6 protein-coding genes are annotated in these 5,904 nt (G+C 72.5%); 3 read left to right on the forward strand and 3 right to left on the reverse strand.

Annotation, left to right across the window (positions count from 1 at the left end; all coding sequences use genetic code 11):
* The coding region (locus JHD21_RS18415) for a Clp protease N-terminal domain-containing protein (protein WP_292678174.1) at positions 1–848 on the reverse strand (848 nt) is incomplete at its 3' end.
* A gap of 235 nt (positions 849–1,083) precedes the next feature.
* Here JHD21_RS18415 and JHD21_RS18420 point away from each other — a divergent pair.
* The 3 genes from JHD21_RS18420 to JHD21_RS18430 are packed head-to-tail and all read left to right on the forward strand — an operon-like array spanning position 1,084 to position 3,975.
* The gene (locus JHD21_RS18420) at positions 1,084–1,848 is read left to right on the forward strand and encodes a hypothetical protein (protein ID WP_292678176.1); all 765 of its coding nucleotides are present in this window, start codon (positions 1,084–1,086) and stop codon (positions 1,846–1,848) included.
* 13 nt (positions 1,849–1,861) lie between these two features.
* Positions 1,862–2,491: a hypothetical protein gene (locus tag JHD21_RS18425; protein ID WP_292678178.1), complete on the forward strand. Its 630-nt coding sequence runs from the start codon at positions 1,862–1,864 to the stop codon at positions 2,489–2,491.
* Positions 2,488–3,975, forward strand: a complete 1,488-nt coding sequence (locus JHD21_RS18430; protein WP_292678180.1) for a hybrid sensor histidine kinase/response regulator — start codon at positions 2,488–2,490, stop codon at positions 3,973–3,975. Before JHD21_RS18425 ends, JHD21_RS18430 begins: the two co-directional genes overlap by 4 nt.
* An 87-nt stretch (positions 3,976–4,062) precedes the next feature.
* Here the strand turns inward: JHD21_RS18430 and JHD21_RS18435 are convergent, their stop codons facing one another.
* Both JHD21_RS18435 and dnaJ read right to left on the reverse strand, forming a co-directional pair.
* On the reverse strand, positions 4,063–4,494 hold the full coding sequence (locus JHD21_RS18435; RefSeq protein ID WP_292678182.1) for a helix-turn-helix transcriptional regulator: 432 nt from the start codon (positions 4,492–4,494) through the stop codon (positions 4,063–4,065).
* Positions 4,495–4,567: 73 nt separating this feature from the next.
* A complete protein-coding gene (dnaJ, locus tag JHD21_RS18440) occupies positions 4,568–5,743 on the reverse strand; it encodes a molecular chaperone DnaJ (protein WP_292678184.1) in 1,176 nt (391 codons plus the stop codon).
* Positions 5,744–5,904 lie beyond the last annotated feature (161 nt).

Genomic DNA, 5,904 nt, shown 5'->3' on the forward strand with positions numbered 1-5,904 from the left:
TCGTCGATGAAGGTGATGACCTGTCCGCCGGCGTCCTTGATCTCCTCGAGGACGGACTTGAGGCGCTCCTCGAACTCGCCGCGGTACTTCGCCCCGGCCACCATCGCGGCCAGGTCGAGCGAGAGCACCCGGCGGCCCTTGAGGGAGTCGGGCACGTCGCCCGCGACCACGCGCTGCGCCAGCCCTTCGACGACGGCGGTCTTGCCGACGCCGGGCTCCCCGATGAGCACCGGGTTGTTCTTCGTCCGCCGGGACAGCACCTGGACCACCCGGCGGATCTCCGCGTCCCGGCCGATGACCGGGTCGAGCCGCCCGTCCTCGGCGGCGGCGGTGAGGTCGACGCTGTACTTCTCCAGCGCCTCGTACGTCGACTCGGCGTCCTGGGAGGTCACCCGCCGGCTGCCACGGACCGCGGTCAGCCCCTCGATGAGGCCGGCCACGGTGAGGCCGGCGTCGGCCAGGACCTTCTGGGCCGGGCTCTCGACGGCGGCGAGTGCGATGAGCAGGTGCTCGCTGGCGACGTAGTCGTCGCGCATCCCGTCGGCCAGCTCGAGGGCCTTCGCCAGCACCCGGGTCAGGGCAGACGACGCCCCGGGCTGCTGCACGGTCGTCCCGCTGGCCCTCGGGAGCGCGGCCTGCACGGCCTCCGCCTGCGCGGTCAGGGTGCGCGGGTCCACGCCGGCCTTGGTCACCAGCGTGCCCGCGGTGCCCTCGGCGTCCTTGAGCAGCGCCACCAGCACGTGGATCGGCTCGGTGGCGGTGTTGCCCGCGGTCGTCGCGGCCAGCTGGGCGGCCTCGATCGCCGCGCGGCTGCGGGTCGTGAACTTCTCGGCGCCGAACTGGCTCATGAGGGTCTCCTGCGGGGGATGCACGTGGTGAGAAGGATGTCATCGAAACAACGATCCCGAAGTTGAGTCCATTCCACTCAACTTCGAGATTTTCCCGGCCGAGACGATCTCCACAGTTGGGTGACAAGTCGCCGGTCCGCGAATCGCTCACCTCTCGGTCGCCCTACTCTGCTGGGCGGACGCGCTCATAACCGGGCCCGCGCGAGGGACCGCTCGCTCTCGGGAAGGAGGATGCGTGACCGCACTGTCCGCGACCGCCCCCACGGCCGGACCCGGAGTCGCGCTGGCGCACGGCATCCACTACGCGATCGTGGCGGCCGGGATCGTCGGCATCCTCGCGCTCCTCCTGCCCCAGCTGCACGCCCGGCTGGTCGGCCCCCGGCAGCACCGGGACCGGGCCCCGCGCGACCTGCACGAGGCCAGGGTCCTCCGCCTCCGTGCCGAGATCGCGTCCGGCGCCCTCGGCACCGCCGTGCGAGTCCGTCCCCACACCGTGCAGACCCTCCAGTCCCTCGCTCCCGAGCCCCTGCTGCCGTTCCCGGCGCGGACTCTGCTGCCCGCCGCGTTCGTGGCGTCCACGGCCGCGGCCGGCGTGCACGCCGCGATGGCACCGTCACACCTGGAGCACGAGACCGCACCGGGGCTGTTCTTCCTCGCGGCGGCGGCGTTCCAGGTCGCGTGGGCCGCCGGCCTGGTCCTCGGGGCCTCACGACGGGCACTGCTGGCCGGTGTCGTGGCCAACGCGGTCTTCGTCGGGCTGTGGGCAGTGACGAGGACCGTCGGACTGCCGGGACTGGAGCCCGAGGTCGTGGGCCCCTGGGACCTGGCCTGCGTGGCGTGGGAGCTGGTGGTGGTCGTCGCGGGTCTGCGCCTGCTCGGCTCCGGCGCGAGGTGCGGCCGGCTGGCGTCATGGCATCGCTGGGACGGACGGGTCGCCGGCTTCGCGGTCGGCTCGGCGGCGGTCCTGGCGGCGCTCTCCCTCAGCGGGTTCAGCGGATAGACGAGGACACGTCATGACCTGGCAGATCGGCCTCGTGGCCAACTCGCTCATCGCCGTCGCCTACTTCGCGATCTGCGCGGCGATCGCCCTGCCGCTGGCGCGCAGCGGGCAGCTCAGGACGAACCCGCTGGGCGCGGCGACCTCGGCCATCTTCCTCACCTGCGCCGTGCACCACGGCGCCCACTCGGTGCACATGCTGCTGCCGGCGTTCGGGCTCGACGACACCCAGGGTCTGGCGATGCGGACGGCCTGGGGCTGGCCCCTGGCGATCTGGGACGTCGTCGGTGCGATCGTCGCCGTCTACTACTGGAGCCTGCGGCGTCACTACGGCTCACTCATGCAGGGGGCCCAGCTCTTCCAGGACCTTCGTCAGCGCGAGCAGCAGGCCCTCGAGCTCAACGACGCCGTCCTCCAGGGCCTCGTGGTCGCCAAGATGGCGCTCGACCTCGACCAGCCGAGCAAGGCCAACGACGCCCTCACCGCCTCGATCGAGTCGGCGAGCCGGATCATCACCGACCTGCTGGGCTCGACGCACGCGTCGCTCGACCTGCTCCGCAGCGTCCCGGCCGTGGCCGGCGGGACGATCGACGACCAGGAGGGCGCCGGGGCCGACGTGGTCGCCCCCGCGCCGAAGAGCCCATGATCAGCATGGCCCAGGGCACCCGGCCCATCCGGGTCGTCATCATCGACGACACCGCCGACCTGCGCGAGCTCCTGCGGCTGGCCCTCACCCGCGGTGGTCTCGAGGTGGTCGGCGAGGCCGGGGACGGCCGGTCCGGCATCGAGTGCGTCCGCCTCGAGCAGCCCGACGTCGTGCTGCTCGACCTCTCGATGCCGGTGATGGACGGGCTGGAGGCACTCCCCACGATCCGGAACCTGATCCCGCACGGCAAGATCGTCGTCCTCTCGGGCTTCGGCGCCACGCAGATGTCCGAGAAGGCGATGACCATCGGCGCCGACGGCTACCTGCAGAAGGGGATCGCGCTCAAGCGGATCATCGAGTTCGTCAAGGACATCGTCGACGCCCCGGACCCGTTCGGGACCGCGCAACCCGAGCAGCTGCCCGCACCGCCGGCACCCGGCGCGGCTCGGCCGGAGTCGCCGCCGCCGGTCCTCTCGGTGGTCCACGACGGCGCCGACGAGACCTCTGGTGCCCCCGACCCGGCGCGCGGGATCTCCACCTGGGAGGCCCTGGCGATGTCGCCGTACGGCGTCCTCGAGGTCGCCGACGAGCCGACGCTCCACATCGTGCACGCCAACCCCGTCGCCCAGCGGGTCCTGGGCCACCGGGCCCGCATCGGCACCCCGCTCGCATCGGTCGCCCCGGAGCTGGCGGGGCTGGTGGCCTTCAACAGGCTCGACGGAGAGTCGTCGTTCGAGGTCGTGGTCGACGGCACGCGACTGCAGGCCAGCCTGCGCCGCTCGGAGCGGTCGCTGCTGGTCTACCTGGACTCGTCGTCGGAGGACGTCGGCGTCCTGCGTCGCGCGATCGCCACGACGGCGATGGAGATCCGCGGTCCCGTGGCCGTGCTCTGCGGGGCCGCGGAGTCGATCACCGAGGCCGGCGCCGGGATGTCCGAGACGCAACGTCAGCGGCTGATGGCCTCGGTGATCCGCCAGGCCCGGATGCTCGACACGATCGCCGCGGACCTGCTGACCGCCGCCGAGATCCAGCAGGGCTCCCTGCACCTCGACGTCCAGGAGACCGACCCCCTCACGGTCGTCGACAAGGTGGTCACCGAGCGCTACCTGATGGCCGTCTCCGCGCAGGTCGAGGACGACCGCCGGGTGCTCGCCGACCCGGGGCGGCTCGAGCAGATGCTCGCCAACCTCCTCGGGAACGCCCTGAAGTACGGCCGCGCCCCCTACGTCGTGCGGGTCGAGGGCGACCCCGACGACGCGACCCTCCTGCGGATCCTGGTCATCGATGCCGGCGACGGCGTGCCCGAGGAGTTCCGCGACCAGCTGTTCCAGGAGTTCAGCCGGCCGACGGGCGCGGTCACCACCGGCACCGGCCTCGGCCTCTACGTCGTCCGCAGCCTCGCCGAGGCCCAGGGCGGCCGGGTCGACTACGCACCCGGCCCGTCGGGTGGGGCGGTCTTCACGCTGACGTTGCCTGCGGTCTGAAGCTGCTGCCCGACCCGAGCCAGCGGTGTGCCAGGGCCGGTCTGGCTCGACGAAACGGGCCCTGACGCACCGCCGCCCTGGACGGGGCTAGCGACCCCGGCGCCAGACCACGATCGACTGGCCCGTCGCGGGGGGCTGCGGGACGGCAGGAAGGCGCGACGGCGAGGCCGGTCGGCGACCCGAGGACGCCTGGCGCAGCGCCTCGCGGGTGGCCTCGAGCTCGGCCATGAGCTCCTCGTTGCGGGCCGACAGCGCGGCCAGCCGGTTCTCCAGCTCGAGGATCCGGCGCACACCCTCGATCCCGATCCCGGACGAGGTGAGCTGCGCGATCTCGCGGAGCAGCTCGATGTCGCGCGGGGAGTAGCGCCGCCCGCCGCCGACGGTGCGGCCCGGGGTGATGAGACCCATCCGCTCGTAGGTGCGCAGGGTCTGCGGGTGCAGGCCGGTGAGCTCCGCAGCGACGCTGATCACGAAGACAGCGGCGTCCGGTGACGACGGCGAGGGGAACCGGTCGCTCATCTCGGGGTCCCCGCGGCGTTGTTCGGCGGAGGAGCGGAGCGGGGGAGGCGACGAACGCCGTGGGGTGAGCTCATCACTCGAAGAGCTTCTCGCGCAGCGGGCGCCCGGCGGAGGCGGCCCGGTAGGCCTCGACCGCCGCCCGGGTGGTCGCGTCGAGGACGGCCGGCACCTGGACCTCGACGGTGGCCAGTAGGTCACCGTGGGTGCCGTCGCTCTTGCGGACGCCCTTGCCGCGGATCCGGAAGGTCCGGCCGTTGGGGGTGCCGGGCGGCACCTTCACGGTCACCGGGGTCCCACCGAGGGTCGGGATCTTGATGTCCGAGCCCAGGGCGGCCTCGTCGAAGGAGACCGGGACGTCGATGGTGAGGTTGTCGCCCTTGCGCCCGAAGACGCGGTGCGGGGTGACCTTGACGGTGACGTAGAGGTCACCGGGCGGACCGCCGTTCTCCCCGGCCGCGCCCTTGCCGCGCAGCCGGATCTTCTGGCCGTCCTTGACCCCGGCGGGGATCCGGGCCTGGACGGTCCGCGACGAGAGCCCCCGGCCGGTGCCGCGGCACGTCGGGCAGGCCTCGTCGTAGACGAGCTGGCGGCCGCCGCAGGACGGGCAGGTCTCCTGCAGCGAGAAGCCGCCGCCGGCGGTGCTGACCACGAACCCGGCGCCCTCGCACTGCGGACAGATCTTGGGCTTGGTGCCCGGCTTGCCGCCGGTACCGGAGCAGTCCGGGCACGGCGCGTCGGAGCTCAGTCGCAGTGAGATCGTCACCCCGTTGATGGCGTCCTCGAACCCGATGGTGCTCGTCGCCTCGACGTCGGCACCCTTGCGGGCCCGGGTCTGCTGACCCCGGCCCCGGCCGAACCCGCCTCCGAAGAGGTCGCCGAACATGTCGCCGAGCCCGCCGGAGCGGTCACCGCCGCTCTGCCGCAGCAGGTCGTCCAGGTTGAACCCCCCGCCACCGCCGCCGGCACCACGGAACCCACCGAAGCCGCCGCCCGAGGCGTACAGCGAGCGCATCTCGTCGTACTTCTTGCGCTTCTCGGCGTCACCCAGGACGTCGTAGGCCTCGGCGACCGCCTTGAACGTCTCGTGCTTCTTCTCGTCGCCCGGGTTGGAGTCGGGGTGGTTGGCGCGCGCGAGCTTGCGGTAGGCCTTCTTGATCTCCGCGGCCTCGGCGTCCTTCTTCACACCGAGGACGGAGTAGAAGTCCTTCTGGGCCCAGTCGGCCCGGAAACCGTCCTTGCTGTCGCTCATCTGCGCACCTCCCTTCTCCTACTCCTCGGTGTCGCCGTGGCTGCCGTCCCCGCCTGACGGGTCCGTCGGGGCATCATCTGGACCGTCGACGGGAACATCGGACGGCCCGTCGGCCGGACCGTCGGCGGGACCACTGGTCAAGTCAGTGTCACCGGCTGAGT

This window comes from Nocardioides sp. (genome assembly GCF_016462705.1).
Classification (GTDB): Bacteria; Actinomycetota; Actinomycetes; order Propionibacteriales; family Nocardioidaceae; genus Nocardioides.

Coding starts and splice junctions, on each gene's coding strand:
- JHD21_RS18425 (WP_292678178.1), top strand. CDS start 1,862: ATGACCTGGCAGATCGGCCTCGTGGCCAACTCGCTCATCGCCGTCGCC.
- dnaJ (WP_292678184.1), bottom strand. CDS start 5,743: ATGAGCGACAGCAAGGACGGTTTCCGGGCCGACTGGGCCCAGAAGGAC.
- JHD21_RS18430 (WP_292678180.1), top strand. CDS start 2,488: ATGATCAGCATGGCCCAGGGCACCCGGCCCATCCGGGTCGTCATCATC.
- JHD21_RS18435 (WP_292678182.1), bottom strand. CDS start 4,494: ATGAGCGACCGGTTCCCCTCGCCGTCGTCACCGGACGCCGCTGTCTTC.